Source organism: Spirosoma endophyticum, from assembly GCF_900112365.1.
GTDB classification, from domain to species: Bacteria; Bacteroidota; Bacteroidia; order Cytophagales; family Spirosomataceae; genus Spirosoma; species Spirosoma endophyticum.
Genome location: NZ_FOLQ01000001.1, coordinates 818,319 through 843,438, shown reverse-complemented (window position 1 = coordinate 843,438; position 25,120 = coordinate 818,319). Strand labels below are relative to the sequence as shown.

At 48.4% G+C, this 25,120-nt stretch carries 24 protein-coding genes; 10 read left to right on the top strand and 14 right to left on the bottom strand.

Features of this window, described 5'->3' with window-relative positions; translation table 11 throughout:
• Positions 1 to 40 precede the first annotated feature (40 nt).
• Together BM202_RS03260 and BM202_RS38670 are read right to left on the bottom strand one after the other, a co-directional pair.
• Entirely contained in the window at positions 41 to 1,186 is a 1,146-nt protein-coding gene (locus BM202_RS03260; RefSeq protein WP_093823015.1) for an alpha-amylase family protein, read from the bottom strand.
• Between the two features lie 28 nt (positions 1,187 to 1,214).
• A complete protein-coding gene (locus tag BM202_RS38670; RefSeq protein ID WP_262507654.1) occupies positions 1,215 to 1,346 on the bottom strand; it encodes a hypothetical protein in 132 nt (43 codons plus the stop codon).
• A 322-nt stretch (positions 1,347 to 1,668) separates the two neighbouring features.
• On the opposite strand from BM202_RS38670, the gene BM202_RS03255 reads away from it, so the two are divergent.
• Both BM202_RS03255 and BM202_RS03250 read left to right on the top strand, forming a co-directional pair.
• Positions 1,669 to 2,514 (top strand): helix-turn-helix domain-containing protein, encoded by an 846-nt coding sequence (locus BM202_RS03255; protein ID WP_245776498.1) that lies wholly within the window; start codon positions 1,669 to 1,671, stop codon positions 2,512 to 2,514.
• A gap of 80 nt (positions 2,515 to 2,594) precedes the next feature.
• The gene (locus BM202_RS03250) at positions 2,595 to 3,719 is read left to right on the top strand and encodes an FAD-dependent monooxygenase (RefSeq protein WP_093823013.1); all 1,125 of its coding nucleotides are present in this window, start codon (positions 2,595 to 2,597) and stop codon (positions 3,717 to 3,719) included.
• A 163-nt stretch (positions 3,720 to 3,882) separates the two neighbouring features.
• Here BM202_RS03250 and BM202_RS03245 read toward each other — a convergent pair whose 3' ends face one another.
• On the bottom strand, positions 3,883 to 4,245 hold the full coding sequence (locus BM202_RS03245; RefSeq protein ID WP_093823012.1) for a hypothetical protein: 363 nt from the start codon (positions 4,243 to 4,245) through the stop codon (positions 3,883 to 3,885).
• A 1,064-nt stretch (positions 4,246 to 5,309) separates the two neighbouring features.
• On the opposite strand from BM202_RS03245, the gene BM202_RS03240 reads away from it, so the two are divergent.
• From BM202_RS03240 to BM202_RS03225, 4 genes are all read left to right on the top strand, one after another.
• The gene (locus tag BM202_RS03240) at positions 5,310 to 5,888 is read left to right on the top strand and encodes a Crp/Fnr family transcriptional regulator (RefSeq protein WP_093823625.1); all 579 of its coding nucleotides are present in this window, start codon (positions 5,310 to 5,312) and stop codon (positions 5,886 to 5,888) included.
• A gap of 70 nt (positions 5,889 to 5,958) precedes the next feature.
• Positions 5,959 to 6,393 carry a DUF4345 domain-containing protein gene (locus BM202_RS03235; protein WP_093823011.1) on the top strand — a complete coding sequence of 145 codons (435 nt, stop codon included), beginning with the start codon at positions 5,959 to 5,961 and terminating at the stop codon, positions 6,391 to 6,393.
• Positions 6,380 to 6,928, top strand: coding sequence for a DinB family protein (locus tag BM202_RS03230; protein WP_093823010.1), 549 nt, complete (start codon positions 6,380 to 6,382; stop codon positions 6,926 to 6,928). Before BM202_RS03235 ends, BM202_RS03230 begins: the two co-directional genes overlap by 14 nt.
• 334 nt (positions 6,929 to 7,262) lie before the next feature.
• A complete protein-coding gene (locus BM202_RS03225; RefSeq protein ID WP_093823009.1) occupies positions 7,263 to 7,889 on the top strand; it encodes an MOSC domain-containing protein in 627 nt (208 codons plus the stop codon).
• A 309-nt stretch (positions 7,890 to 8,198) separates the two neighbouring features.
• Here BM202_RS03225 and BM202_RS03220 read toward each other — a convergent pair whose 3' ends face one another.
• Positions 8,199 to 8,924, bottom strand: coding sequence for a 3-keto-disaccharide hydrolase (locus BM202_RS03220; RefSeq protein WP_093823008.1), 726 nt, complete (start codon positions 8,922 to 8,924; stop codon positions 8,199 to 8,201).
• 196 nt (positions 8,925 to 9,120) lie between these two features.
• On the opposite strand from BM202_RS03220, the gene uvsE reads away from it, so the two are divergent.
• Complete coding sequence (gene uvsE, locus BM202_RS03215; protein WP_093823007.1) at positions 9,121 to 10,032, top strand: UV DNA damage repair endonuclease UvsE; 912 nt, start codon at positions 9,121 to 9,123, stop codon at positions 10,030 to 10,032.
• 255 nt (positions 10,033 to 10,287) lie between these two features.
• Positions 10,288 to 11,559 (top strand): glycosyltransferase family 87 protein, encoded by a 1,272-nt coding sequence (locus tag BM202_RS03210; RefSeq protein ID WP_093823006.1) that lies wholly within the window; start codon positions 10,288 to 10,290, stop codon positions 11,557 to 11,559.
• 70 nt (positions 11,560 to 11,629) lie between these two features.
• On the opposite strand, the gene BM202_RS03205 is transcribed toward BM202_RS03210, so the two are convergent.
• The 7 genes from BM202_RS03205 to BM202_RS03175 form a co-directional block, all read right to left on the bottom strand.
• On the bottom strand, positions 11,630 to 11,983 hold the full coding sequence (locus BM202_RS03205) for a tellurite resistance TerB family protein (RefSeq protein WP_093823005.1): 354 nt from the start codon (positions 11,981 to 11,983) through the stop codon (positions 11,630 to 11,632).
• Between the two features lie 106 nt (positions 11,984 to 12,089).
• Positions 12,090 to 12,479 carry a hypothetical protein gene (locus tag BM202_RS03200; RefSeq protein WP_093823004.1) on the bottom strand — a complete coding sequence of 130 codons (390 nt, stop codon included), beginning with the start codon at positions 12,477 to 12,479 and terminating at the stop codon, positions 12,090 to 12,092.
• A gap of 238 nt (positions 12,480 to 12,717) precedes the next feature.
• Entirely contained in the window at positions 12,718 to 14,070 is a 1,353-nt protein-coding gene (locus tag BM202_RS03195) for a sensor histidine kinase (RefSeq protein WP_093823003.1), read from the bottom strand.
• Positions 14,067 to 14,762 (bottom strand): response regulator transcription factor, encoded by a 696-nt coding sequence (locus tag BM202_RS03190; RefSeq protein ID WP_093823002.1) that lies wholly within the window; start codon positions 14,760 to 14,762, stop codon positions 14,067 to 14,069. Before BM202_RS03190 ends, BM202_RS03195 begins: the two co-directional genes overlap by 4 nt.
• A gap of 203 nt (positions 14,763 to 14,965) precedes the next feature.
• Positions 14,966 to 15,649 (bottom strand): DUF2490 domain-containing protein, encoded by a 684-nt coding sequence (locus BM202_RS03185; protein ID WP_093823001.1) that lies wholly within the window; start codon positions 15,647 to 15,649, stop codon positions 14,966 to 14,968.
• Positions 15,649 to 16,224 (bottom strand): hypothetical protein, encoded by a 576-nt coding sequence (locus BM202_RS03180; RefSeq protein ID WP_143100624.1) that lies wholly within the window; start codon positions 16,222 to 16,224, stop codon positions 15,649 to 15,651. The genes BM202_RS03185 and BM202_RS03180 overlap by 1 nt, the downstream gene beginning before the upstream one ends.
• A 204-nt stretch (positions 16,225 to 16,428) precedes the next feature.
• Complete coding sequence (locus BM202_RS03175) at positions 16,429 to 17,139, bottom strand: TerC family protein (protein WP_093822999.1); 711 nt, start codon at positions 17,137 to 17,139, stop codon at positions 16,429 to 16,431.
• A 607-nt stretch (positions 17,140 to 17,746) separates the two neighbouring features.
• Between BM202_RS03175 and BM202_RS03170 the strand changes: the two genes are divergently transcribed.
• Together BM202_RS03170 and BM202_RS03165 are read left to right on the top strand one after the other, a co-directional pair.
• The gene (locus BM202_RS03170) at positions 17,747 to 18,268 is read left to right on the top strand and encodes a GreA/GreB family elongation factor (RefSeq protein WP_093822998.1); all 522 of its coding nucleotides are present in this window, start codon (positions 17,747 to 17,749) and stop codon (positions 18,266 to 18,268) included.
• A gap of 269 nt (positions 18,269 to 18,537) precedes the next feature.
• Complete coding sequence (locus BM202_RS03165; RefSeq protein ID WP_093823623.1) at positions 18,538 to 19,443, top strand: NAD-dependent epimerase/dehydratase family protein; 906 nt, start codon at positions 18,538 to 18,540, stop codon at positions 19,441 to 19,443.
• A 192-nt stretch (positions 19,444 to 19,635) separates the two neighbouring features.
• Here BM202_RS03165 and BM202_RS03160 read toward each other — a convergent pair whose 3' ends face one another.
• The 3 genes from BM202_RS03160 to BM202_RS03150 form a co-directional block, all read right to left on the bottom strand.
• Complete coding sequence (locus tag BM202_RS03160; RefSeq protein ID WP_093822997.1) at positions 19,636 to 20,742, bottom strand: Gfo/Idh/MocA family protein; 1,107 nt, start codon at positions 20,740 to 20,742, stop codon at positions 19,636 to 19,638.
• An 89-nt stretch (positions 20,743 to 20,831) separates the two neighbouring features.
• Positions 20,832 to 22,316 (bottom strand): DEAD/DEAH box helicase, encoded by a 1,485-nt coding sequence (locus BM202_RS03155; RefSeq protein WP_093823621.1) that lies wholly within the window; start codon positions 22,314 to 22,316, stop codon positions 20,832 to 20,834.
• Positions 22,317 to 22,508: 192 nt separating this feature from the next.
• Complete coding sequence (locus BM202_RS03150) at positions 22,509 to 25,061, bottom strand: glycosyl hydrolase (protein WP_093822996.1); 2,553 nt, start codon at positions 25,059 to 25,061, stop codon at positions 22,509 to 22,511.
• Positions 25,062 to 25,120: the final 59 nt, after the last annotated feature.

Genomic DNA, 25,120 nt, shown 5'->3' with positions numbered 1-25,120 from the left:
AATATACGCATCAACGCCTTAAAAGGGGCTTAAGTAAATCTTAGAAACTCCTTAGAAGCTCCCCCGAATTGCCAGGTTGGGTCTGTCGACCAAATAACTCACGTAGTACGGATGAGAAATATTGGTCGTACATACAATCCTCCCGGTACGTTTTAATGGGTAGCTTATTGGGTTGATTGTCAGTGAAAAAGCTGCTGGAATTTTCGATAGCTGAGACGGATAAAAGCTCGTTATCCTGGTGGGTATTTTGCGTAGCCTTATTTCCCGTAAACGATTTGTTCGCCAGTTCGTGCTCGACCAGCAGGCAATAATGAGTACCTGTTTGGTCTGTTAATTGATCCGTGTAAGCCCGAATCTCCGTCAAAATTTGTTCCGAATCGGGTAAGGTATAGACGGCATTCAACCGGAGAGCATCAATGTGGAAATCACGAAACCACATCAGCGCATTTTCGATGACGTAGCGACGCCCGGCTCCCCGCTGGCTATCATTGGCAAACGTTGACTCACGTTGGTTCACCTTTTGTTTGTTGGATCGGTGGAACTTTAGGTAGGCATTCTGCTTGCTGATCTCGGTATAGTTGATATCCAGAATAACGGCAATACCTTCATAGTGACAGGCATTCACCAGGTGATGCAACTGATAAGGCCCGCCGTAGCTGGCTTGTGTGGCATACAGGAACAACTCGTCCGGTGAAGCGATAACCGATGAAAGTGACTTTATCAATAGTGCATTGATGCCCCGCTTTTTCAACTGGCCCAACTGTCTGACAACGGCATCGTATGTCCCTTCGGGGCTGAACGTACGTACGTCGAGTTCATACACCGTGTAGTCATCGAGGGGCGGGTTAATCCAGCACGAATCTTCCCAATAGAATTTGTTTGTATCCACCGCCTGAGAAGGCCCATACACACCCTGTGGTTGAGCCAGCGAGGCCGGATCGGCGCATACCTTCTCGTCGTCAAGCACAAACGTATACGTATCACCGGATTTTAGCTGATCGGTTTCCAGGTGCCAGTACCCCGAATCATCGTTTGTTAAGGGGAGGTTGGTAACGTGGTCATTGATAGACAGCGCTACCTGTTTGGCAAGCGGAGCCCATAGAACCACATTGGCCTGATGGTCTGTAGGAAACGTAACGCCCAGCGTTCGCCTGTTTATATCGGGTTGATTTTCAATAATTTTCATAAATTGAGTATCGCTGATGGACTGTCTACTAATACAACAGAAATTCCCGAATATTAATCCGTTTTCGGATCATCTGGCCAATCTTCCAGGCTTGAGAAACCAATAGCGCCACGGCTATCAGTATGAACGAAATGAACGATCCAATGAGATGAGTGATCATGTTGCCTGAGTCCTGGAGTTAGGGTTGACGTTGATCAAAGGACGCCGGGCCGTCTTAGAATGGGCTTAATCAATTATTAGAAAGTCCTTAGAACGAAGTGAATTTTCCAGACTATCTAATGACTGGGTTGCTACGCTGTTCTGACTATATTTACTATCAATCAGGTGATTATGTCTGTCTTCAATTGCAAAACTATTGCTACGTTTGAGAATTGGGCCGCACTATGTTCAGACCAAAAGGCTTAGTGGAGTACCCTCAATGGCACGGCTAGCTGATATTGAAAACAATGCATAAAAAAACTACATCCATCCCTGTAAACTCCATGACGAATGAGTTCGGCGTAGCTATTGCCATCGAAAGAATAGCTATGAACGATTTGCTCGCTTTGGACCAGGCAACCTTAAACGTGGGGGAGGAGGCAACATTAGCCCATCGGCACGACCGTCATTCGTTTTTTCTGCTCGAAAGCGGAACCGTTCACCTTGAAATTGATTTTCAGACGTATGAGATCGAGGCTCCGTCTGTTATTTACATTCATCCGGATCAGGTGCATAGTACAGTAATCGTAAACGATGTTACCGTTAGCAGTTGGGCAATCGACAATGAAAAGCTGAATCCTGAATACCTGAAACTGCTGGAAGAGATCACACCCGCAAAGCCATTGGCGCTGGACAAAGAAACGTTTTCTCTTTTTGCCGAAACGGTATCGCTTTGCCTCAAATTTGGCGAACGGAAAAACGACAAACTATATTACTCACTGCTGAAAGACAGCTGTAACGCCTTGATCGCACTCGTGGTCTCCCAATATCTAGCCCAATCGAAATCAGCCGACAAACTATCCCGGTTTGAGGTTGTAACCAAAGCCTTCCGGGAAAAACTGGAGCGTAATTACGGTACGATCAAAAAACCGGCTCAGTACGCTCAAACCCTCAATATATCAACGCCTTACCTGAACGAATGTGTCAAGAATACAACTGGTTATTCCGTTTCACATCACATACAGGAACGTATTGTTTTAGAAGCAAAACGCTTGCTTTATTATTCCAAAAAATCAGTAAAAGAAATTGCCACTGAATTGGGATATGATGATTACCCTTATTTTTCCCGGCTGTTTGCCAAAGTTACCGGAATGACTGCGCTAGCTTTCCGAAACAAAAACCTCGATTAGTCCAATACTTACGTTGTATTGCTGTTTTCCACCCTTGCCATACGATGTTCCTTTGCACCGTCAGATAAACTCGGATAAAAATGGAATCATCAAAAGAGAAAAAAATACTCATTTCGGGTGCAAGTATGGCCGGACTTTCAACGGCCTATTGGATGAATAGGTTAGGCTACAAAGTAACTGTTGTTGAACTGGCAAACGAACCCCGGACGGCCGGGGCAGCGGTTGATATAAAGGGAACTGCCTCAGATGCCGCTAAGCGTATGGGCATTTTTGAGCAGTTAAACGCAAACAGGCTGACTGTAGAAAGGATAGAATTTAAAAACGCCGATGATGGTACGGAAGGCTCGATCGTACTACGAGACGAGGGTGAAGAACTTCCTGATGATGACCTCGAAATTGAACGGGATAAATTTGTGCGTATTCTACTCGATGAACTAAAAGACGATGTTGAGTTTGTTTTCAACAACAGCATCATGGCCTTAAGCGAAACAAAAGACGCTATAAACGTTACGTTTAAAATGGGCTCACAACGGGCATTTGACCTGGTGTTTGGCTGCGACGGAATCCATTCGGCTGTACGGAAAATTTGGTTTGGTCACGAAGCCGAGTACAGCCATTTCCTGGAAGCCTATTTCTCGATCATCATCGTAAATAAATTGTTGATCGAACAGAAAACAATGCAAATGTATGGTGTGCCGGATAAGGGTATTATGCTGAACGCCTACAACAATAAAACTGACATTATTTTTTGTTTCAATTCAGCGAAAGAAATTCCTTACGATTACCGTGATGAGGAGCAACAACGGAAAATCATTTTGGAACAGTTTGCCGGGTTAAGCTGGCGAACCGCAGAGTTATTGGACGAAGTGCGGCATTCTGAAAGGTTTTATTTCGATAAATTCTGTCAAATAAAAATGCCGTCTTGGACAAAAGGCCGAGTGGCGCTGGTGGGCGATGCAGGCTATTGTGCTTCCCCCGCTGCGGGAATGGGGGCATCGTTGGCAATGAATGGAGCTACGGCCGTAGCTGACGCGTTGAAAAAACACAACGGAGATTTTGACTTGGCGTTTCAGGAATACAACCAAAATTTTCGTCCGTTTATTGAGGAAGTTCAAGCCACTGCCGAATTCAATGTGAGAGAAAATTTTATTCCAAGAACCGAAGAAGCGATTCGGAAGAGGAATGCACTGGAAATACCCTTTTAGATGTGTGTATATCCTGGTTGGAACAATGAATTTACCTCGAAACCTAACTAGCTGCGCGCCGACCAGAAACTGATCAACGTATTGGAGGAAGTAGTAGGGTTAGCCGCAATAAATAAGTCCTGGCGATGGCCAGGACTTATTTGTTTAATCGGCAGTCTATCAATTAACTGGCCAAAAAGTTGATGGCCTGTTTCAACGTTCGTTCATTGCCTGTTTCAGGATCGTTGTAGGAGCGTTCGCCCACCTCAATGGTGATTTCTTTACCAATGAGTTGTTTGGTATCCAGCTCTTTTCCTTCCTTGGCTTCGATACCTGCCATATCAAACAAACTGATGATCGCTGGCATGCCAGCCGGAGACTGGTAAAAGCGGTGCGAAATATAACCTTCCTCATTTTCGAATCGAACCGCAAAAAAAGGAATGCCTTTGTATTCGCTCGACCCTTCCTCAATATCTGTAATGGTTACCGTTTGCTGGCCATCTTCCAGTAATGTCTTATCCTGTCCTTTTTCTATGGCGATTTTCATACCGTTGGTTCTATGTTTTGTTTATATCATAAACAGGCGATCAACGTATTTGTTTAACGGCGTTGACATAGAAATAAAGGCTTTTTTGGATAGAGGACCTCTTGATTAGTAATTTGATATATTTTACTTGTATAGGCGAAAGGAAAACCTGAATAGGGGAGCAGGTAGAGAGATCATGTTGAATTAGTCAGTTGCTGAAGCTAACTTATCTCCCAAAATAGAACTTAAGTTAGGCACCTGACCTGAAAATTCCAGTCTCAAGAGCTTTCTGGTCAGGCCCCTGAACTACTTCCTGCACGGATAGCTCTGTTATAAATGTGCTATTCGATAGCAGATCGCTATTTCCTGAATAGAAAATAAAGTGGTAAATAGAGCCGGGTGTGTTTCACTGTACACAATAAAAGGGAACAAACAGCGTTTATGAATCATTAGACGTCTCAAGCCCCGATGGTTTCCAGCCATTGGGGCTTTTTTTGTGTCACGGCGGTAATGTCAAACACTAGGGCAAGTTGTCATATAACTTTATTCTTTAGCCTGACTCCTTTCTGGGCTGATGGGTATGGACTAGTTTCTACTAACACCCTGAATGGCAGAAAACCATCCCAGGTCAGGTTAAAGCCAACTTCGATCCCTGCACGTAATTTCTCCGATCGCCGTCGTGGTTCTAATCCTTTACGTCCACGCACATCCAGCGCCTGTCAGCATTGACAGGAATAGCCTATGGGAAGACATAAAGCTGATGTGGCCTGGCGCAGGACGAAATTTATGGATAATTCTAATTGACTCCATCCGATTTATGTCCGCGACATCCCTCGTATGCGGGATGTCTTCGTTGTGAAAGAAGCCTGCGCCCTATCAAACCAATGTACCCGACCCCATCGGAATGGGTTCCTGTGCGCTTGATTCACACAACGCATGCCAACTAATGAAGGGCATCGTAAACTATGATTGAAACAGATTGACTTTATCACCTGTCAACCTTAATACGTAGTATTCGCTAGTTTGGTTGTTGGTAGTTAATTTTGATGATTGATTTTTACAAAATCATTCGAAACAAGGTCAGTATGCCTTTAGACCAGTTAAAACAGCTTGTCAAAGCTATTTATCCGCTCACGGAGAAGGAATTAGACGATTTTGCCAGCGTCTGGCAGCCATTTTTAGCAAAGCGTAAGGCGCTCCTGACCTTGGCGGGCCAGAAAGAAAACTATCTCTATTTTGTGGTCGAAGGCGTTCAGCGCGTCTACTATCTTGATCAACAGGACCGGGAGGCTACACTGGTATTTTCATATGCACCATCGTTTGGGGGAGTCGTCGATTCGTTCCTCTTGCAACAGCCGTCCCGGTACTACTATGAAACGTTGACACCCTCGGTTTTTTTGCGAGCGGCTTTCCCCAGCCTACAAGCAGTTATGCAGCGTAATCCGGCGGTTGAAACTATGATTAGACTAGGTATTACCCACGCCATGTCAGGGGTGCTGGAACGGCTAGTGGAAGTCCAGTGCTACTCTTCAGCCGATAGATTTCGAGCATTGCTTCAGCGAAGCTCCCATATTTTGCAACTTGTTCCCCATAAATATTTAGCGAATTATATTGGGGTCGATCCGACTAATTTCAGCAAATTCATCAATAGCATCAAGTCCTGAAATCTTGGTAAATACCAATAAACAGTAGCAGGTGAGTGCTCAACTTTGCCGTGTACTAAATGTTACGAGCATGCACATACAATCAATACTTAAACGGTCGGCTCAAGGGTTTATCCTACTGTCGGCGCTAGCCCTGCTATCGGTCAGTGTAATGGCCTTTTCCAATCCCCAATCAGTCATGGACCTGGTTGGAGTCAAGCTAACCAATACGGACGCGTTCAGTTCCATTCGTGGCGTATATGGGGGTGTGGGATTGACTATATTCATCACTCTGATCTATCTAATGCTGCGGGATGCTCAGAAAGGCTTACTATTCCTCAGCTTATTATGGGGTTTCTACGCGCTGTCTCGTACCCTCACCATATTTGCCGAAGGAGCGTTGGGAGCCTTTGGACGGCAATGGCTCCTTATCGAATCGATCTTTTGCCTGATTTCCCTCATACTGTTATGGGCAAACCGCCAGGTGAATTTCACCTCAATTCTTCACCCGCATGCAACCCGTTGATAAGGCATCGTGGCTAGCCTTGCTTGAAGAGCAGGTGGAGAGCCACATCCAGGAAGCCGTACAACATTTTCAAAACCTGGATGAAAGTACGCTTTGCCAGCCCTCTCTCTCGGGGGGCTGGAGTATCGCGCAGTGCTTAGCTCATCTCAACTCATATGGCCACTATTATTTTCCGTACCTGAAACAGGGATTGGAAAGGCCGTTGGAAACCACATCAAATGATACGTATGTCGGCTCGTGGCTGGGCACCTACGTGATCAGATTGATGGACCCTGAAAGGAGTCGTATTAAATTTAACGCCATTAAACAACATCAGCCTACTAAACCAACAAGCCCGCATTCAGTTGTGGCTGCCTTTATTGACCAACAGGAGCTAATGCTTCGTTTGCTAAAAATGGCCCGGCAAGCCGACGTGAACAATAGTCGAATTCCCTTGTCCATTGCTGCCTGTGTGCGCTTACCGGTAGGAGATATCTTACAATTCATGGTCGTTCATACGAAACGGCATCTCATTCAGGCCAAACGAAATATGTAGGCCTATGGGATAGTCTGTGGCTAATGAGTTTCAAATAGACAATTTACATTTTGGATCGAACCGGACGTTTAATTCTTAGTTACGTTCTATTAAGAATATCTTACAGGCAAATTGAATAGTATTCCACACTATTTTATTGGACGGAAAAAATTGGGGTGCCGTGGGGAGAGCCAGCAGGGAAATCAAGAAATAATAAGTTCCAGATATTGAGCATGTGCATTTAAGCTATTTTAGTGGAAATTGAGCTGTCCTGTTCTTTTTATGTCTATCAAACCAGTCCGAGCGCCGATTAAGAAGCATCCCATCATACAAATCTTAACCCGTCAAGACACGCATGCGAATCCTGTCTGTTAATGTGGGCTTGCCTCGTCTCATGGAGTGGGGTGGCCACGCCGTTACAACCGGCATTTATAAGTATCCTTCGACGGGATCGGTATCAATTGAGCAACTCAATTTCGTTGGAGATCGTCAGGCGGACCTAACCGTGCATGGTGGACCCGATAAGGCTGTTTATGCCTATGACACAACTCATTACGCCTATTGGCGGAGCCAACTTGTTCAGGAAGACTGGACACCCGGTTTATTTGGGGAAAACTTAACGACGGAGGGACTGCTGGAGTCCGAGGTGCGCATCGGCGATCTGTTTCGAATAGGTTCAGCCCTGCTGCGGGCGGTGCAACCCCGATTTCCATGTTATAAGCTAAATATTCGCTTCAACGATCCAGGCATGGTTCGTCACTTTGCCCGATCGGGTCGGCCCGGCATTTATTTTCGGTTTGTCGAAGTTGGCGTTGTTCAAGTAGGCGACAAAATTACCTTGATCGAAGCAGCAGATACCACAATCACCATTCAGGATGTAGCGCAACTGATGCTCACCCGAAAGTCGGAGAAAGGTCTGCTGGCCCAAGTACTGGCGTTACCCCACCTTCCTGCGTTAGTAAAGGGGCAATTGAGCCATTAACCGACGAGTAATAAGCCTGCATATTGCGAATAGTCTACTTTTGAAAGGAAATAAAAATCTGCTCCATTTCTCTTTCCTACACTGGCCAGTCCCGGCCGTAATCGGACATTCGACTAAACAGCAATAGACATGAAAACAGGTATTTGATAACCAGAATAGTATGTACAGACAGTCAACAGTCGCATACGCTCAACCAAATGGAGTCTTACGTCGGCTGAAATCAAGGCCTGCTACTAATTGATTGTAATCACAGAATACCGCACAGGTCCGAATCATAAACGCCTGATTCGGACCTGCGTCTGGCGGTTGTCAGATCGGCCGCAGTTTAATATTTCGGTACCAGACATTGGTGTTCCAGTCCTGCAACCCAATCCGTCCGCTCAACTTTCCTTTCCCGACGGGGGCGTCTTTAAGCTTGCTGGCTGCCATACGCTGTTTCCAGTCGGCACTGGTGAGGTCGTGTTCCTGAACGGTGAAGCCGTTTATAGTGATCATCAGTTTATTCTTTTTTAGGCTCACGACCAGCTGGTTCCAGCTTCCAAGGGGCTTTGCCTCCTGCATCCGGACATCGGCCAGGCCAAACAGATCGCCGGAGCTGTGCGGATGGGCCGACTCTTTCTGATAGAGCGCATCATCTCCTACCTGAACTTCGAGGCCGGTATCAAAAATTTTTTTATGCTGAACTCCTTCCTCAACAAAGAAAAAGAATCCGCTATTGGTATACTTTTCGATTTTGAACTCCGCTTTGAACTCAAAATCACCCGAAACGATCGCATCGGTCACTAAATCACCTGCGTCGCGGGGTGCCGTTGTGGTCGGGGGTACATCCAGATGCAGCACCCCCTGTTCTATTTTCCAGGTTGACGGAACGCCTTTTCCATTGTATCGATGCCATCCTTTCAGATCACGTCCGTCGAAAAGCAACTTCCAGCCTTCTTTCTTTTCCTGAACCGATAAGGTATTGAGAGGTTGCGCCTGTCCAGGCAAACAAGCCAGATAGGTGATCAAACAAAAGGCGGCAATTTTAACAAACATGTGTAGTCGGATTAAAGGTGATACAAACCGGGAGAACTCGTTTATTCGGTAAAGCGCGATTTCGACTGTACTTACTACGTCGGTTCAAGTACAACCTATTCTCAGCCCGCCTGGGTTAGTCATAAATGGCAGGGTATGAGTTGACCAGAAGGTAGCAAAAAGATAACCGGATGAGGCATGAGTTAGTTAACGTAGTATGACGCTTACACCCTCAAATGTTGGATACGCCTGTATAAATTTAAGTCTTCAGGCCGACAAAATCACGACGAATCGGGGCATGATTCGCAAGACGTTTACCGAGCGGGGCCTTGCGTATGCCTCCGAGCTTGCCCTGAAAAACGTACAGGATTTAGTAACCATCGTGGACTGGAACCTTCAACACGGTATCCGGTTATTTCGCATTTCATCGGATATATTTCCCTGGGCATCCGAATACCGTCTGGCTGAGCTGCCTGATTTTCCCGATATACGGGCAACACTCGAAGAAATTGGGAGTCGCCCTATCCGTTTAACGACGCATCCGGGTCCGTTCAATCAATTGGCTGGTCAGGGAAACGTGCTCGCCAATACCATAAAAGACCTCGAATATCAATCAGAAGTGTTTGATCTGATGGGGTTAACGCCCTCACACTGGAACAAGATCAACATTCACGTGGGGGGTACGTATGGGGACAAAATGGCAACGATGGCGCGTTTTTCTCAGCAGTTCAACTTGCTCTCCGACAATCTCCGCGCCCGATTAACCGTTGAGAACGATGATCGTCCGAGCCTATACACGGTGGCCGATCTGGTGCTGATTTACGAACGTACCGGTATACCGATTGTCTTTGATTACTTTCATCACGCCCTCAACCCTGGCACGCAAACCGAAGAAGAAGCCTTCCTGACGGCCTACGCTACTTGGGATGTACGACCCGTATTTCACTTTTCTGATTCCCGGCAGGAGCGTGAAGATCCCAAGGCCCGTCGCGAAGCTCATGCCGATTGGCTCTATTCGCCGGTGAATACCTACGGCAAAGAGGTAGACATCGTTTTCGAGTGCAAAATGAAAGAGAAAGCTCTTATGCGCCTGCGGAATGATGTTTCTAAACCAGAACTTCAGAGTTGATTTAGTTGCCTTGCCCTGGTTTAGTTCAGGCAGTTTGTGTCGGAGCCTTACCTGTCGTTTGTGGGTAGACATCACGCTGCTGAGTAATCGTAGCGCTCACATCCTACGGACGTATATGGAGTCTTGAGCTAAGAAATTTTTTCCAGGGTCAGACTTGATCTCGTAGGTCCCGTTGCCTAACTTTTTTCAAATTCAAAAACAATTCGGAAGACAATAACAGCGGTTGATTGGTAGTATTCGGTAAACCAGTACGTTATGCCTATAACTAACTCCCAGATTACCCAAAACAAAAAAAACTCAATCATTCAGTACTTCTTACTAGCTGTTGTCATAGCGTACTGCCTGCTGTGCGCAGTCAAAGGGGGCGATTTCGATGTCTTTCTGGATGCTGCTCAAAAAATGGCGTCTCACCAAAACATTTATCGGCCACCGTTTATCAAAGGGCTCCAGTATTATTATTCGCCTTTCTTCGCCCTTCTGCTAATTCCATTCAGTTACCTGCCGTTCGCCATCCCTGAGTTTGCCTGGTTGTTGCTGTCAACTTTCCTTTTGTACAGAACCTGGGTGCTTACGAGTCGGTATTTTAATTTGACCGTTTTAAACCAGAAGCAGCTTAACTGGTGGATTTTTCTCACGCTCTTCCTGGCGATTCGTTTCTTGCTGTACAACTACTCAATGATCCAGATGACCATATTTCTCATGTGGGCAACCCTGGAGAGTTTGGCCCTATTTGAGAAACGGCAGTTTATAACAGGCGGCCTGTTGCTAGGATTCGCTTGTACAACCAAACTTTTACCGATCTTATTTCTGCCTTATCTACTTTATCGCGGATACGTGAAAGGCTTCCTGTCCACGGTATTCTTTTTCGGATTATTCCTGTTCATTCCAGCTTTATTTTTGGGAAATAAATTCAATACGTTCCTCTTACAGGAATGGTGGGTCGTAATTAATCCAGCTAACAAAGAAAACTCCCTGGAATCAGATCTGGGTACCCACAGCTTAGTCAGTTTGATCCCGGTCTATTTAACCGAGACGCATAATAAAATCGACTTAAAGCGAAATTTTATTGACCTGACACCTGCACAGGCCGTCCTGATTACCAATATTATCCGGCTTGTCTTTGCCCTGGCTACCTTATTCTTCCTGCGAAGTCTGCCTTTCAAACGAAATACGGATAAACTTCAAACGATTTGGGAGTGTGCTTATCTGTTCCTGATTACTCCTTTACTCTTTCCTCATCAACAAAAATATGCTTTCCTTTATATCCTGCCAGCTATCATCTATCTGCTCTATTATTTACTGATCATGTTTAAAGTAAGCGGAAGCAACAGGTTTATCCTGCTGACGGTATTTAGTCTGAATGCGCTGATTTTTACGCCTTTCATATCAAGCGATTTATTGGGTCGGTATGCATATGATGTATTACAGCACTTTCGGATACTTAGTATGGCTACGATAGGATTATGCCTGTTACTCGCCATTTGTAGCGCAGCCCGGCTTCGATCGAAACTACTATATACCAGCTGATGCTGGTCAATCAATAACCCTGTAGCCTGAATCAGGATGATCTTGCTTGTTAAGCTAATAAATACAAATCTCAAAAACGCTGAATCTCACGCCAGAACCTACGAATGAAGGTCCATTCCGCCGGCGACATTCCCTGGTGAGACCGGGCCACCTGCAATAGAATGGTGACAAATCGCTTTTTGATTCGTTCGGTAAGCTCACCCCGCTTGTCAATCAGGCGACGCATCCCAAAGGCATAAGCCTCTTCGGCCGATTCCTGAACGTTTTCCCGTAGAAAGTAGCCACTTAGGGCTAATGTGCCGTGTGGCTCTTCTCCCAGGAGGAATTGGGCGACCTGTGTCTCCTTTTTCTGAACACGACCATCTAGTTTGGTCAGTGCGTAGACAATACTTCCTAAGCCCAGCGATACATCGGGTGAATACATAAGCACGTAGTATTAAGTAAAGTTACTTGTTGATTACCGGTAAATCGGTAACGTTTGGAGCTGATGTACCATCGATCGATGAACATCAGCCCCAGGTAATGATTCATTAATTGCCCTCCGGAGACGGCTGGCCAGGCATCTGGTCAGCAACGACGGAAGCCGGTTGGCTGGCTTGCCTGGCGGAAGGAATACGTTGATTTTTATAATTCCGCACCGCTACGTCCATCTCTGGCGTGTGCGGAACCACCACACCACCCTGAGGTAGAACACCGGGTACCGAATGCTTATAATTAGCGGGCGGTCCCTGACTAAGTTTCGGTGGCTGAACCACAACACCCGATTTCTTTTCCCATTGGCGAGCCGTGGCTGCTTTGTTGGGGTGCTTATAATTATGCGTGGAATACGTCGGATCATTCCGTAGTTTACGATCATCCTGGGCCGAGGCTGTCAGAAACGAAAGGCTGCTAAAGGCTAACACAAACAGGTATGTTTTCATGATTTCTCTTGTTAAATAGGTACTCCATCAACCTGGAGCGGGACGTCAATCACCAGTCACTGATTGACTTTACAAAGGTCATACGACGGGGTTAGGCTCGCATTAGCGTCAGATTAGAACGGCATTAGAAATGTCGTTCGGCAATTATTGAGCCAACAGGCAGGTACGGCCAGACCGCCTTTATGCCTGAGCGATGCCCATACGTAGCGGAAGCAACCGGAAGGGGGGATGAAGAAAATTAGCGAGGTAGTATAACTGTAAAGGTCGTGCCGAATTCCAGTGAGGAGTCAACCTGAATCTGGCCCTGATGCAGCTTAACAATGCGCTCGGTTAGCGCCAGCCCAATCCCATGTCCGGGTAAACCAGTGGCGTTGCTGCCCCGCTGGAAGGGGCTAAAAATAGTTGTTAGCTGATCAGCCGGGACCAGAGAACCCGAATTATGAACCGTTACGTGCAGGAAACGAGGGGACGCAGTCAGCGCCACCGATACGGTATGGTCGGCCGAAAATTTGCCCCCATTGTCAATCAGATTGAAGAATGCGGTTCGGAGCAGGGGTTCGCTACCCATCAAATGCCAGTCCGTGTCGGGTGAATCAATGTGCAGATGTACCGTATAAAGCGGTTGAAGGCGCTGGAATTCAAGCTGAATCTGTCTTAGTAGCGAATCGACGAGCACGGGCACCATCGGTACGGCGGAGGAATCCATGCTGGCGCTGGCCAGACCCAATAGCCCATTCGCCATCCGGTTTAATCCACGTACATCGTCGAGCACCGACCGGAGGGTAGCCCGGAGTTCATCGGTCTCATCTCCGGCCAATAAAGACACTTCCAACTGTCCCGTGATGGCCGTCAGCGGGGTTCGTAGTTCATGAGAGGCATGCGCCACAAAAGATCGCTGTAGGCGAAAGGCGTCTTCTAGCCGGTTCAGCATCCGGTTGAATCGCTGGGCCAATTGAGCCAGTTCGTCTCCCGTATCCCCCTCGGGCAGGCGCCGTGACAGGTTCGAGGCTGTAATGGTATCGATCCGCTGATTGATCTGATTGATGGGCTGTAACGTCCGACCAGCAAAAAAACGACCAGCCAGCAGCATAAGACCCGTCATCACCCCCCACCCAACGGCTAGTAGCCGGGCTAAGTCCTGTAGCGTACGATGGCCATACGTATCAACAGCAGAAGCAAAAATGACCGATGTCGCTCGTTGTTCGGTAAATAGAATACCTACGATCTCGCGGTTTGTTTCCCGCCAGTACATGCGTTTCTGTTGGCGAATGCGCGCCAGGGTCGCGGGTGAAACGGTAAGGTAATCTGTACCGCTTTCGTAGATCAGCTGATTGCTGGCATTGTAGATAATAATTTCCTCCTGCGGCAATACCGTCAACTGGTTTTTGTCGAGTAATTTGTAGAGGGCCGGGCCAACCCGTTCCTGACCAACCAGCAGATGGCCCGCCGTTTGGGCTTCGGCCTGCAGGCGATTCTGGAATTCCTGTTCCCGATACCGTTCAGCAAGGCCGTACAGTAATCCACAGAACAGCGCCAGCAGGATGGAGACGATTGCTGTAAATAAAAGCGTCAGGCGGGTACGAAGACTCATTTTTCTTTCAGCACGTAGCCCATTCCAATCAGGGTGTGAATGAGCTTGGTAGGCGAATCCTTGTCGATTTTAGCGCGCAGGTAACTGACGTATACATCAATTACATTGGTCCCCGTATCGAAGCCAATATCCCAAACCTGCTCGGCGATATCGACCCGGGAGACAACCCGGCCCGCATGGCGCATCAAGTATTCCAGTAAGGCATATTCGCGGGCGGTCAATTCGATTGTCTGGCCCCGTCGGCGGGCAACGCGCTCATGGCGATCAAGTTCCAGATCCGCTACCCGCAGGATTCGGTCAGCGTCTTCCGAGGCTGTCGACCGACGTAGTAAGGCTTTGACCCGCGCCAGCAGCTCCATGAAATCGAAAGGTTTGGCCAGGTAATCATCCGCGCCCGCATCAAAGCCCAGCAGTTTGTCGGCGGTCGTGTCCAGGGCGGTTAGCATCAGAATAGGGATCTTACGGTCCTGACGACGGATGGATTCGGCCAGGTCGAGTCCACTAAAATCCGGCAGATTGATGTCCAGAATAACCAGATCGTAGGGATTGGTGGCAAAGAGTCGTTTGCCTTCCGTCCCCGTCAACGCAACATCGGCCACATAGGTCTGGGTTTGCAGGCCTTTCTTGATAAAGCTGGCCACTTTGGGCTCATCTTCAACCAGCAGGATATGGGCGGTAGAACGCGTAGACATCGGTTGGGAATGGAATAACGAAATAGGGACGAGGTAGTCATCCAGTTGTGTAAAGTTGATTTACTCATTAATCGCTGGGGCAAATGACGGAAATTTTACCTTAATCCCACCTTCGAACTACTATCTGGGGGCGATTCGTATTTGGTAGACATATCAATCCATCACATCTGCCTCCGAATCCATTACAAGCTGAAAATAACTCCTCAAATCGTTATAAACCAGCTAACGGTTGCCCAATATTGGTGCGCTTGTCTGGGCTGGTCAAACTCATTCACCCGATACTCGAAACCCAGCTCAATTTTTGTATCATTAATGGCATTGTAGCCCAGGGCCAACGAACCGCGAATTTCCAAATCGGTTCTGTTGGATGACCAGATGCCCAGATACTCGTTGTTAACTTTCACGTACATTTCGTGGGCATCAATCTCTCTGCCGTTCAGGGCTTTTTCCAGACTGAGTCGGTACCTTGCTCTAACTTCTAGGGGTTCAGTTTGTCGGAACGTCTCGTCGACAACAAACCGGTGCGCCACCGTGATTAAGGCAAGATCGTTGACCAGGTTAGCTTGCTGGATAAAGCGATGGACGAATTGATGGTCTTCAAGCCGGATCAAATACCCACCCCCCAGGGTCGAATTAAGGGACGCTTTTTTCGTGAGTACCAGGGCCAGGTCTGTTCGTTCATACCGAAATCGATTCTTGCCAGACTCGTTTAGTTCTCGCTCAGCGAATAGCTGACGGGATTCAAGTTTTGTGTTGAGCTTGAATTTTTTGGGTAGCGAAAAATTAACATTTACCTGCGGGAGTGTGCCCGCTACGTACCTTTCCTGAGAAAAGGCAGGCAGGGCGCCGAAAATCAATACTGAAGCAATGATGAATACTTTATCCATCAGTAAATCAGGTTATTCACATTACGTTGTACTAACTGATGAATGCTGACGATCGCACCTGTCTGTTCACATAGCACTTCGTAGTAGCTGGCTGAACGGTTCTTTTGGGCTTTCAGAATCAGTTCATACCGGATTTGAACGGAGGCCGGAAGGTTGTCGGTTAAGATAGCCGTTTTTAAATCGGCCTGGCTAGCGGTCCATTGCAACTGCGTTTTAACAACGGTGAAGGTGTCAAATTTCTGGCTTAACTGAGCGGTCAGGACCTTCCTGGTTTGCGCTGGAATTTGGCTGTAACTACGCTGTATTTCAACGTCCTGAATCGTACCCGAGGAGTCAAATTCGACACTGTATCGTTTTCCACCTGTCTTCAGCTTGGCTTCGATGGTCGTTCCTGTCAAGCTTTCTTCGCCATACCAATGAATGGTTGCTTTTTTGAATACATCATTGATAAAGCGGGCGGATTTTGGTGGAACAGCCCCTGGTTTGATTCTGTATTCCCGTTCATATTTTTTTTGTCCCTGGCAGGGTAGCGTCAGGAGCATGAAGGCCAGAGCAAAGGCTACAAGAGAGCTCATGTTCACCATGGTATGCTAAACTCAGTAGGGTTTGAACAATGTAGAAATAGGCAGGGACTCACATTCCTCCGGGCTTGTATGTAGTCGTTTCAAGAGTTCTATTTAAAGCTACGTACAGCAGAGATCTGTCAGGAACTCCGTAATTTAATACGTTCCAACTCGTCTGATCCGCATCAGGACGAATGCTTCACAAGACGGGTTTCCTCACTTCTTCTCTTTAACTGGGTGTACCGTTTTTAACTGAATGAAATCCACGAGAAAGGCGAAGGCCATAGAGAAGTAGATGTATCCTTTAGGTATGGCAAAATGAAGACCTTCCGCTACGAGCGACATACCGATAATCAAGAGAAAACACAGCGCTAAAATTTTAAAAGAAGGGTGTTTGGTTATAAACGAAGCGATCGGTTTAGAGGCTACCAGCATTACGCCCACGGTGACCACGACGGCCGTATACATGACCCAAAGTTGGTCGACCATACCAACGGCAGTAATAATGGAGTCGATGGAAAACACCATATCCAGAATGAGTACCTGAATCAACAGATCCCGGAAGGTCGCTTTGGTCGTATCGGGTGCGTTGGCATCATCGCCCAGTTCGGCCTTATGGTAAATTTCTTTGGTGCTTTTATACAGCAGAAAGAGACCACCTGCCAGAAGAATCAGCCCTTTGCCACTAAAATCAATCGTACCCAGCGTAAACAGGGTTTGATCCAGCTTCAGAATCCAGGATAAGAGCGCCAGTAGTCCCAGTCGCATCACCATCGCCAGCCCCAAACCCCAGTAGCGCAATTTGTCCCGCTGCTCAACCGGCAATTTGTCCGCCAGAATGGAAATGAAAATAATGTTATCGATGCCCAGAATAATTTCTAAAGCAATGAGGGTAATTAATGGAACCAGACTGTCCGTGAAACTCATAAATTTTGGGTGCGATTAGGTGCAATATTGATATGTGGGCGATTAAATGGACTTATTTAACCGATCCAGGCCGTGGGTTATACCGATCTCACAGCCATAGATGCCCGTATTTTATTGGGACATACCTTAGTGCAGCCAGGCAGTGCAATCGGAGTTCGCTGAGTAGAACTGACTAGTAGCAAGAACATCTGGCTGTTGTTTAATATGGGTATGGTCCATCAATTGGCTGAATGTAAGCCACTTGCGAGGATTGTTGAATCCCGCTTGCCCATTCGCTTTAATCTTGTTTTAATCTATAAAGAGATCATGAATTAAAATGTTTGAGAATTCAATCGGTTTCACAAACAAAAGCAGATACGTATACCTATGACCTATACAGATAATGCAGGCTAACTTCCCGCTTTCAGGGTCAAACCTTATTTGTCTACTCATACATAGACGATAAAGAGTCGGCCCAGAGTGCCCGGTTCCAGATCAGTTGGACGTTTAACCGAACGATTACCGGATAAAAGTACTGGGTTTGGCTAGCCAGATGCAAATAGAAACATTCCAACTCATACAGTCGTTCTCACAGGGGGCAACGCTAAATTGTTCCTAAGATTCGTTCATGAGCAGTGCTTTTTTAAAAAATGAAACCGCGGACGCGCCTGTTGTGATTCCGGCCCGCCCGCCTTTACCACCTGGTACGCCCAATTACGTCACACCTCAGGGGCTTGACCTGCTACGTACTGAACTCGTGGGTTTAGAAACCCAGCGAGCCCATCTACAAGCCGCTGTGATAGATGATGAAAACGAGCGGAGTCGGCAACTGGCCTTACTCAATGGGTGTATTGCCAATCTGAATCAGCGTATTTCCATTGCTAAAGTGGTCGATGCTCAGGAACATGATAGAGTTCGCTTTGGGGCCAGGGTTAGCTTGAAAATACAAGTGGGGAAATTTGCCGGTACGGAACGTGTTTTCACCCTTGTAGGCGTTGACCAGGCGAATGCGGCTCAGGGGCTAATCGCCTTCACAGCTCCATTGGCCCGCGCCTTGCAGGGAAAACGGGTCGGTGAAACAGTCTCATGGCCTTCCCAACAGGGGCAGCAGATTATGGAAGTAGTAAGTATCAGCTATAACCTAACGTAGGCTAGCGAATATACTCTGCTATTGAATCAGTTGTCGATCTGCGTATAAACCATGAAACCTCCAGCGGCCGATGTATCTATGGGAGACTTGAGTAATGCGCTTCTTAAGCCGATACGTTTCCGTATGCTGCTGATTAGGTTCAACGGCTACTAAAATTTTTCCATGAAATTTTGATCCATATCGGATGTTTACGTGAACCGGCGGATGGATAAATATATAGTTGGTTACATCAGTTGCCTTAACGATCAATCACAATCTGTAACATGCCCATGACCAGAAAGCGAATATTTTTTACCGGGGGATCGGGGAAAGCAGGCAGGCATGTCATTCCCTACCTGCTCGACCAGGGGCATAGCGTAATGAATGTAGACCTGATGCCGTTGGATTACCCAGGGGTCGACAATCTGATCGCCGACATTACCGATTCCGGGCAAATGTTCAATGCCATGAGTTCGTATGCCAGCCTAGCTGAATTGGAGCCAGGCACTGGCGTGCCCAAATTTGATGCGGTCGTCCACTTTGCAGCCGTACCCAGGATCTTGATCAAGCCGGATAGTGAAACGTTTCGGATCAACACTCTGGGTACCTACAATGTAATTGAAGCGGCTGTTAAACTGGGCATTCGAAAGATTATTATTGCATCCTCAGAGACTACCTATGGAATCTGCTTTTCCGATGGCCAAACCAACCCTAAATCCTTGCCGCTGGAAGAGGATTATGATGTTGATCCCATGGATAGTTACGGCTTATCGAAGGTTGTTAATGAACAAACGGCCCGCAGCTTCCAGCGCCGGTCCGGCTTTGATATATATGCCCTTCGTATCGGCAATGTAATTGAACCGCACGAATACGCTGAGCTGTTTCCCTCTTATTTGACTCATCCTGAAGTGCGACGCCGGAATGCCTTCTGTTATATCGATGCGCGTGACCTGGGCCAGATTGTGGATTTATGTTTACAAAAAGACAGTCTTGGCTATCAGATTTTCAATGCCGGCAACGATCACAACGGTGCCATTATTCCCAGTCAGGAACTGGCAGAAAGGTTCTTTCCTGGGGTGCCCATTAGCCGCGAATTAGAGGAACATGAAGCGTTGTTTTCCAATCGCAAAATCCGCGAAGTGCTGGGCTTTCGCGAACAACATAACTGGCAGCAATACGTGAAATTGGACACGTAAGGCAACTGTGGACTTTTTGCCTGTATTTTATAGTAACTACGCCAGGCTGTTTTGTGTTGGGAGCTGGTTTTATATGTCTTGGTGGCTATGGATCAAATAAGCAATTACGTAACAGCCATCGGGCGATAAAGGGGGGATGGCTGCCTCTTTCCTCAACTATGTGCTTTTGTAACGATATTTATCGGGAGGTACCTAACTACCCCAGTCAAGCGGAATTTTCCGTCCCGTTTCGGCGGCTTGCAAAATCGCTCCAATCAGTTTCATATCTTTCCAGCCTTCTTCACCCGATGCTTCTGGCTTGGTTTTTGTCCGAATTGCCTGCCCAAAAGCGTCAATCTGCGCAATCTGCTGATGATGGGGCGACGGTACGTCCATGATACCTTTACTCGTAACACCCTGCGCTCCGGTGGCATTGTAGGCTGGCTCGAGCTTGAACCAGCCGCGTTCGCACGTAGCGTAAAGTCGGTCGACATAAGACGAATACGTAGTACTGCAATGCGCAACCGTTCCGCCCGGAAATTCGAACTGCCAGAAAACCGTTTCGTGAATATCTTTAAAGTGCACCTTATCGAACGTAAAGGCCTGTGCGGTTACGCTGATAGGGTCCAGATTCAATGTTCGGCGGGCACCCTGAATGGCATATATGCCTAAATCCATAATGGCTCCACCACCACCGATTTTCTTATCCAGCCGCCAGGAGTTTGGCCCCGGCACGGTGAAGCCTAAACCCGATTCAATCACTTTGACATGCCCAAACGTTTTCTCGGCAGCTAACCGACGCATTTCCAGATGATGCGGTTCAAAATACAGTCGATACCCAACCGACAACTGAACGCCCGCTTTCCCGCAGGCCGTAATCATCTGGCGGGCTTCGTCGGTATTCATCGCCAACGGTTTTTCACAAATGACGTGTTTACCCGCCTGAGCCGCCCGAATCGTGTATTCGGCATGAAGAAAATTAGGAAGTACTACGTAGATTATGTCAATATCGGGGTTGTTCCGAATCTGGTCGAAGGTCTGGTAATTATAGATGTTCTTCACCGGAATAGTATACGTAGCGGCCCAGGTTTTGGCCTTCTCGGGCGAGCCCGTCACGATACCCGCCAGGTAGCAGTTCTGGCTTTCGAGGAGTGCCGGAGCCAGTTGCCTGGTCGCGTAGTTTCCAAGTCCAACCAGGGCGACGCCCAATTTCTTCGGAGCAGGTGGCTCGCCAAACAAACCGGATGACTGCGCTAACAAGCCACCCATCGTTAAGGAAAGTGTTTGTATCGTCGTTCGGCGGGAAATAAGAGCAGTCATGGTTTGTAGCTTTTGTTCAGGGACAAAAGATAGGAAAAAAGAAAGCCCGGAATAATTCCGGGCTGCTAGCTATACTAATTCAGGAAAAACTATTCAGCCGTTGGCGCAGAATCTGTCGGCTGACTTTGCCGGGATGCAGAATCTCCACCTTCACCGCGTGGTTTCCGACGTTTTTTTCGACGTTTAGGCTTGTCCGATGGCTGGCCGTTTGGGTTTACCAATTCAGTCGGTGCGGCTACGTCAACGACGGCACTTACGGGCACCTCAACACGCGTTCCTTCTTCCGGGCGAGGTTTGCGATTTGGGTCATCACTCCGGTCACGTCGACGGTCGTTGTTGCCTTCGCGACGTTCACCAGACGGTGCACTGCCGCTTCCTGACCGACGATCGCCCCGATTTCCATCGCGTCCACCTCGACCAGATCCCGCGTTTCCACGGGAGCCTTTGCCCCGTAGTCCACTAAATCGTTTCGGGTCGAACTCGGGTGATTTTCCCATGCCCAACTCTTCCGTGATCGATCGTTTTTCAACCTCGCGCTCAATAAGTCGTTCGATATTGACAATCCGGTTCTGGTCCTGATCACTGACGAACGTAATAGCTGTGCCCGTTGTGGCAGCCCGCGCCGTTCGGCCAATGCGGTGAACGTAGTCCTCAGCGTCGCGCGGAATGTCGTAGTTAACCACGTGCGTCAGGTTATCGATGTCGATGCCCCGCGACAATACGTCGGTGGCGACCAGAATCGGGAACGCTTTGTTTTTGAAATCCCGTAACACGACTTCCCGATCGTCTTGCTCCAGATCGGAACTGATGCCGCGTGCGTCGTAACCGAGTTTGCTCAACGCCCGCACAATGCTGTTTACTTCTGACTTTCGCGATGTAAATAGCACCATACTCTGCACAGGCTTCGTGCTGGATTGAATCAGATGCGCCAGTAATGGCAGTTTCTGGCTATCGTAGGCCATGTAAAACTGCTGGTCAATACCGGCAGCCGGTTTCGACACCGCCAGCCTGATTTCTTCGGGATCGGTTAGTAATTTCTTCGAAAACTCCCGGATTTTGTTGGGCATCGTTGCCGAGAAGAGCAACGTTTGCCGCTTACTTGGGATTTTCTCAACGATGTTCATAATGTCGTCCGAAAAGCCCATGTCGAGCATCTTGTCGGCCTCGTCGAGCACCAAATAGTCGATTCTATCGAACTTGACGTAGCCAAGTTGCATGTGAGCAATCAGTCGTCCCGGCGTGGCGATAATAATGTCGGCGCCTGTTTCGAGCGCCTTCCGTTGCTTGTCCCAATCGTCGCCTTTGCCCCCGCCGTAAATGGCGATGCTATTGGCCTGCACGAAATACCCAAAGCCTTCCACCTGTTCGTCAATCTGCTTGGCCAGCTCACGCGTCGGCACCAGAATAAGCGTGCTGGTGTGGTCGTGGTCGGCGTGAGAAATTCGGTCGAGAAGGGGAATAAGGTAGGCCGCCGTTTTGCCGGTACCAGTCTGGGCGCTGGCAATGAGGTCGCGTCCTTCGAGGATTTTGGGGATGGCCATCTCCTGAATGGGAGTAGCCTTTAAGTAATTCATGGCGTCCACCCCGGCCAGCAGGTCGTCGTGGAGATTAAATTCCTGAAATGTCAAAGTAGCAGCAAGTGAATGTGAAAAACCGCTGACCTTAACTTCCCGGCCAGCAAACCGTCGCAATGGAAAACCGTTGCAACGGCGATCCGATTGATTTGAAACAAATATAACGAAAAAGTGTATCAACCCAACATGCTATCAGGGCATAATGGTCAACTGAATTGGCCCAAGCAGACCCGATGGCATGGGTTCCCACTTCGACGCATCGAACGGTTGATAGCGAATGTCGACCATGTTGATGTCATAGAATTTCTTCCAGCCGGGGTTTTGCCGGTCATAGAGCCGCATGTAATTGGCCGACAGATTCGTTACGTCGATCTCCAGCTGATTCGACCCATGCCGGAGCCGGTTGGCGGGAATCTGTACCTGGAAAGGTATACACCAGGCTGTTCCAATCGGCTGTCCATTTAATCGTACTTCGGCCACTTCGCGCACATCACCCAGATCAAGTGTATAGGCCCGACTTGTGTCGGCAGTAGCCGGTACGTTAATGGTCGTAACGTAGTGCGCTTGCCCCGAAAAATAGGGCGCCGAATCGCTCAAGGTCGTCCACGAAACGAGTTTTGGCAACGAATAGGCGGTTGGTACTTTCGGTTTGCCCTGCCGAAACTGGAGTTGCCAGGGCCCGACTACTGGCAAAACTGGCTCATCGGCTTTCCTGGTCTGAGTTTGGGCCGTTACGGGCGGAATTGTGGATTTCACTACGTTCACAAAACACGACTGCCCCGGTGCCACCCGCAAAAATACTTCATAGGTTCCAGCCTGTGTTTTTCGTCCCGGCACCGGCATTGCCTGATTCGTCAGGGGATCGTAGCTGGTCGTTACACCCACCACTGACAGCGGAAACCAGCCCTCGCGGAACTGATCGCCGAGGTTCGTGATAAAGTACTGCGTGGTATCACCAATTTTTTTACGGATGAAGGACAAACCCGCCGGAGCCAGCTTTTCAGGACGAACCCCAAGACTATCGAGCGTTTGAAAAACGTGATTACTCACTGACACCGAACGAAGCTGACGTAGTACTTTCCCCCGCTGCTGCACTTGCAATGAACGACGCTGGTGCTGATAAAAACCCGCTGCCTGTTGCGGCATCTGATCGGCAAATACAATCCGGACGCCCTGTTTAGCCAGTTTCTCTAGTTGTGCCAGCGTTGTTTCTGGCATGTACGTAGTGCGCGGAATCAGCAGAACCCGATACGTAGCGGAACCACTTTTTAGCTGTCCCTGCCGATCAACCGTCAGATTACTAAGTAGGTTGTCCGATACGTAATCGAAGGAATAACCACCTTGCAGCAGTTGCTCGCCCAGCTTGCCAAAGGGCTGAAGCAGCAGCCAACGCTCCACATGGTGCACCTCCAGCTGGTGAATACCACCCGCCGACTTCGCCGGTGTCGCCCAAAGGTCATGAATGGGGAAATAGACCAGGACGTCATTGTCAGCATGGCTCCGTTGCAACCGACGCTGGCAGCGTTCGATGTACTGGTTTAGCAGCGGAAAATGCGGCCAGAAATGCGACGTTGGTCCATAATGCGTTGAAGCATAAAATAGCCAGCCGGGATAGGCTTCGGACGCGGGAGAATAATTCGTGCCGTGGTAAAAAATGTGATTGATACCAGCCGTAAACAACTCGTCGATCTGGGGCTTGATTTGCGACAGTGATACGTGAAAATGATTGGCTAACCAGGTTGTTGTCTCCGAACTCACCAGCGGCTTCCCTGTCAGATTGGCGGCTGACGATGCAAACTTCATGGCTAGCGGGTGGGGTGTTCCGAAGCGCTCAACGTCATAGTATTCATCTACGCGAAGTCCCGGAATCGGGAAGCGGCTGCTACCAAAAGACTCGGTTTCGGGAATGTCGGCCAGCGCATACAGGTCCAGCAAATTGCCGGGCGATCCGTGAGCCTGATTCCGGGTTTTATAACCATTGCTACGGGCCCAACTGGTCCAGGTGGCCGTGAATCCATCGTGCAACAGGTCGGAAAGTGTTTGGTGAAAATCCTGCTTTACCCATATGCCCGCATCGGCACCGGTCGAATCCAGAAACGCGGGCAGTTGGCTGTTCAGGTCGTAGCCGCGTCGTTTCCGAAATTCGTCGGCAAACTTGGTTGTCCAGTTTGCACCATACACTTCATACGAATCATTGTAAACGGCTCTAGGCTTTTGCGGCAGATGGGCTAGCGTCGAGTCGAAGCGGGTGAGGTACTGCCGGACAGCTGTTTTGTCGAAATAATCCACCACCAGTCCAGCCCCACCGGGAGCCGCCCGTTTTACCTGCTGTTTTGTTAACGCGGTTGTCAGCTTGCCCTCCGCAATAGCCCATTTCTTTGCCGCCGTACCCGCCGTTACGTTTGGTCCGCCGAATGGCCAGCCCGTTCCAGTTGTCAGGTCAACACCTAAGCCAAGCCGGTTTCCTTCCCGGACGGTGTGGGCAAATACAGCCAGCCAGCGCTCCCCCAGAAACGGAATAAACTGTTTTTCGTAGCCATGCACGCCATAGATCGGGATTATATGAACGCCCCCGAGCCCAGCCCCCGAAAACTGCTCTAACTGCTTCGTAATATCAGCTTCGTTAACGGCGCTGCCCATCCACCACCAATACGTCCAGGGGCGGCTGGTTTGTGGCGTTGGTTGTGCATAGGAAGAAAGTGCAAGAGAAAGCAGGAAGATCAGAGACAGAAAACAGGTTCGCATTAGAGTATTCACGGGCTGGCGTGCGTAAAGGAAATGAGATTCAGGCTGAAGCCCGTGGA